The following is a 4,777-nucleotide window of genomic DNA, read 5'->3' as shown; positions in this document are numbered from 1 at the left end:
TAGGACAAACCTTTACTGCAAGATAAGGTTTTGCAGTAATGAGCAATCCTACGGAAATAAAAAGAAAAAACATAATAATATGAAAAAATATTTATTAATCAAAATATCTAAAAAATAATTTAATTGAATGATTATGAATTATGTATTAAACAACCCTATTATAAAAATTTATTCCTATTTTTAAATGAAGTTTAGTATAAGATATTTTATGCTTAAAAAATATAAATTAACATATTATCAATATTGAAAACAGAATTAATTTTGTATCATTTTCTAAAACAATGTCTGTTGATTTGTTGCTGACAAATCCTTTAAACATCCATATTCCTTCATCAGTTCCACAATCGTTTTATTTAATTTTGTACGTTTTACCAAATCTTCGATTGATAAAAAGTCAACTTTTCGTTCAGAAACAATATTTTCAGCAACAGCTTCCCCCAGTCCATCCATTGCGATTAATGGCATTCTGATTTTTCCGTCCTGTATTGTGAAAAGTTTTGCTTCTGATTTATAGATATCAATTTGTTCCAGTTCGATTTTACGGTAGTGCATTTCAATCAAAATTTCATATAGAAATAATTCTTGCTTTTCTTTAGCGTTTAAGTTTCCTTTTCTATCCATTTCCATTTTTGCACGTTTCAATTCTTCTACTGGTCTGAACATTGTCGTCATTTTAAAATCTCCGACTTTTCTATTTAGGAAAGCTGTATAAAATTCAATTGGATAATGCACTTTAAAATAAGCGATTCTTACTGCCATCATTACATAAGCCACCGCATGCCCTTTTGGGAACATATATTTTATTTTTTCGCATGAATCAATATACCATTGCTCTACACCGTGTTCTTTCATTGTTTTAGAATATTCCTGCCATTTTTCACGATTTTTCGTAGGCTGTCCTTTTCTAACAAATTCCATTATGGAAAAGGCTAATGATTTATCTAGTCCATCGTCAATCAGCTTATTCATAATGTCATCCCGCACCGTGATAATCTGACTCAAGGTTGCAATTCCACTTCTTACATAATCCTGTGCATTATTCAGCCAAACATCTGTCCCATGCGAAAGTCCAGAAATTCTGACTAATTCCGCAAAAGTTTTTGGACGTGTATCAACTAGCATCTGTTTTACGAAAGATGTACCAAATTCAGGTATTCCTGATGTACCTGTCGGAGAGCCAATTTCATCTGGAGTTACACCAAGTGCCTCTGTACCGCTGAATAAACTCATTACTTCCTTATCATCAAGTGGAATCGTATAAATATCAACACCTGTCAAATCCTGTAAAATTCTAAGTGTTGTCGGATCATCGTGTCCCAGTATATCGAGTTTTACAAGCTGTTCATCCATTACGTGATAATCAAAATGGGTTGTCTTGGAAGCTGATTTCATATCATTTGCTGGACGCTGGATTGGACAAAAATCGTAAATTGACTTGTCCTTTGGAACGACTATCATTCCACCAGGATGCTGTCCAGTTGTTTTTCTAGCACCTTCACAGCCTTTTGCAATTCTCATAACTTCTGCTTTTCTTTCCTTTATTTCAGGCGTTCCTTCCACTTCTTCAAGATACTTTTTCACATACCCAAAAGCATTCTTTTCAGCAAGCGTAGAAATCGTTCCAGCACGAAAGACATTGTCACTTCCAAACAGCTCTTCCGTATATTTATGAATCTCCCCTTGATATTCTCCAGAAAAGTTCAAGTCAATATCTGGCACCTTATCTCCATTAAATCCCATAAACACTTCAAATGGGATAGCATGTCCATCTTTTATATACTTTGTACCACATTCTGGACAATTTTTGTCAGGATAGTCAACTCCACTTCCTTCTTCGTTCATAAATTCCGTATGCTTACATTTCGGACATCTGTAGTGCGGATAAAGTCCATTTACTTCGGTAATTCCCATAAGATAGGCAACTATCGAAGATCCAACCGAACCACGTGAGCCTACAAGATAACCTGCGTCCACCGATTTATGCACAAGTTTCTGTGCAATCAGATAAAGCACCGCAAATCCATTTTGAATAATCGAATTAAGCTCCTTTTCCACTCTTTCCTTCAGGTTTTCATCAATATTTTCCCCATAAAGTTCCTCAAGTTTCTTATAAGTCATTTCCCTTACTTCATCTTCTGCCCCATCAATTTTCGGCGGATAGAATCCAGTTGGGATTGGACGCACCTGTTCTATCATATCGCTAATTTTATGGGTATTTTCCACAACGACTTCCTGAGACGCTTCTTCTCCCAGATAATTAAACGACTCCAACATTTCTTCGGTAGTTTTAAAATACAATTTTCTATCAAAAAACTCGTATCCTCTCACACCTTCCGAAGTTTCAGTTTTCCACATTGTTCCACTTCCCAAAAGAAGAACATTCCTGTTAATTGCTTCACGCTCTTCAAGATAATGGGTATCTCCTGTCGCAACTACAATTTTATTCTGACTTTTTCCAAGTTCGTAAAAATACTTGTTCATTTCCTTTATTATATCGTAACTTTCAATTTCCTTGCTCGTTCTTTCCACCATGTCAGCATAGTTTGTATGTGGATGAATCTCGATATAATCATAAAATCTCGCTTTTTCCTCAATGTCGTCTTTTTCTGCCCCACGTAAATATAGATTTACAAGTTCTCCCTTATTTCTTTCAGAAGCCGAAGCCGAACTTGCAATTAACAGATTTTCCCTCATGCTGTTTAACAAAGTTTTTGGTATTCTAGGTCTTCTCATTCCAAAAAATTCTATGTTGGAACGTGATACAAGTTCGTAAAGGTCACGAAGCCCAGCCTGATTTTTTACCAGAATCATCGTGTTCAATGTTTCAGAATTTTGAATATTCGGCTGTAAATCCGTATTAATCTCAATCAATTTCAAAATCCCTTTACTTAAAATCATATTTAAAAATTTCTGAAAAACTTCCGCAGTAGCCTTTGCATCATCAACAGCCCTATGGTGTGTTTCGAGCGTGATTCCAAAATATTTTACCAAATTAGCAAGTCCATATCCTCTCGAATCAGGAAGCAATGTCCTAGCCAAAGGCAACGTATCAATCACGCTTGGAGAATACTCAAGTCCTTGCTCTATAGTTTTTTGCTTGATAAATCCCACGTCAAATTTCGCATTGTGAGCAACTACCGTTGTATCAGTACAAAATTCTAGAAATCTTGGAAGTACAGTTTCTATTTTTTCAGCATTTGCAACCATTTCATCAGTAATCGTTGTAAGCTCTGTTATTTTTGGCGGAATTGGAATTTCAGGATTTACAAATTCAGAAAATTCTCCAATAATCTCCCTTCCACGCATTTTCACAGCCCCAATTTCAATTATCTTGTCATTAAACGGATCAAATCCTGTCGTTTCAATATCGAATACAACATAAATTTCATCTTCAATCATCTTATCCTTAGGATTGGTAATCAAGTCCTGCTCGTCATCAACTACATACGCCTCCATCCCAAAAATAACTTTAAAATCCTCATTTGCCTCCTTAAACGCAAACGGAAATGAATGCACTACTCCGTAATCTGTTACAGCAATCCCGCTATGCCCAAATTCTTTAGCTCTTTTCGCATAATCCTTGATTGACATAACTCCGCTCATTTCACTCATATTCGTATGTGCATGAAGTTCTATTCTTTTTTTCGGAGCGTTGTCCTCTTTTTTCACATCTTTAGATTCTATAGCTTCCACTCTTTGCGTTCTCACATACTTTTCACCACTATACATATCCGCCTCAAAACTTCCAGTAACCTTTACCCACTCCCCAAGTTTTACCTTAATATCCTCATTAGTGTTAAAAAATATTCTACAGCTAACAGAGTCTGTATAATCTGTAATCATAAAATCACACATTAACTTCCCATTCTTAGTTTCTCTCATATCTACATTAAAAATTTTTCCTTCTAGTGCCACATCATCACCATTGTTCAAAATATCAAGTGTTGAAAATGGCATAGCGTCTAAATCAGGAATTTTTTTCCATTTGTAATTACCTTTGTTACTATCTCCATTAGCATTTCCGCCATTTGAATAACCGTTTGCGTTATTTCCATTATTAAAATTTCCGTTTCCTCCATAATTACCGCCATTACCATTACTTACACTGGCATTTTCATACTTTGGAAGTTCACTTGCCTTTACCGAATTTAACTTATTTTGAGCCTTAATTTTAGCCTTCACTTCATCAAAATCCCCATTTACAAACTCAATTTTTACCGAATTGTCCATACATTCATAAATTTTTCTTGTAAGTTCTTCCTTTGCCTCAGTTCTTTTTGCCTCTTCTATCAAATGATGCGACGGTAATTTTATAAACACCGTATTTTCAAGACTTTCCACTTCATAACTTGCAAAAATATACTGATACCTCTTGCTCTCATACTTATAATTCTCAATTGCAAATTTTACAAATCCAATAACATCCTTCTGTATCAACTCAGGATTAACATCCATCTTAATCTTCAATTTTAGCCCATTTTCAAAACTCTTATAAAGCAGCTGTCTCAAATCCTGTATCTCATTATGTGCCTCAAAATTATGAACTCTCACAAATATTTCAATCTCTCTCTTTTTAGAAAATAAATTAACATACTCAATCTCAAAATTCTTAATTCCGTATTTCCTAAAAAAATCTTCTGAAGGTTTAACCTTCAAATACTTCGTACTCATTTTTCTATCTATACCCCCTAACATTTTTTATCTTTATCCTCATCTAGTTATTAAATCTTTTCCTTAAATTCTTCAATTAAGTTAATTTCGAAATTTTTTTATATTT

At 34.4% G+C, this 4,777-nt stretch carries 1 protein-coding gene; it reads right to left on the bottom strand.

Features of this window, described 5'->3' with window-relative positions; genetic code table 11:
• Positions 1–273: 273 nt before the first annotated feature.
• Complete coding sequence (locus tag HMPREF1552_RS02880; protein ID WP_039901060.1) at positions 274–4,671, bottom strand: PolC-type DNA polymerase III; 4,398 nt, start codon at positions 4,669–4,671, stop codon at positions 274–276.
• Positions 4,672–4,777: the final 106 nt, after the last annotated feature.

Source organism: Leptotrichia sp. oral taxon 879 str. F0557, assembly GCF_000469385.1.
Lineage (GTDB): Bacteria > Fusobacteriota > Fusobacteriia > Fusobacteriales > Leptotrichiaceae > Leptotrichia > Leptotrichia mesophila.
Note: the sequence above shows the minus strand (reverse complement) of the source record. Positions and strands in the feature narration are given on the sequence as shown.

Coding starts and splice junctions, on each gene's coding strand:
- HMPREF1552_RS02880 (WP_039901060.1), bottom strand. CDS start 4,671: ATGAGTACGAAGTATTTGAAGGTTAAACCTTCAGAAGATTTTTTTAGG.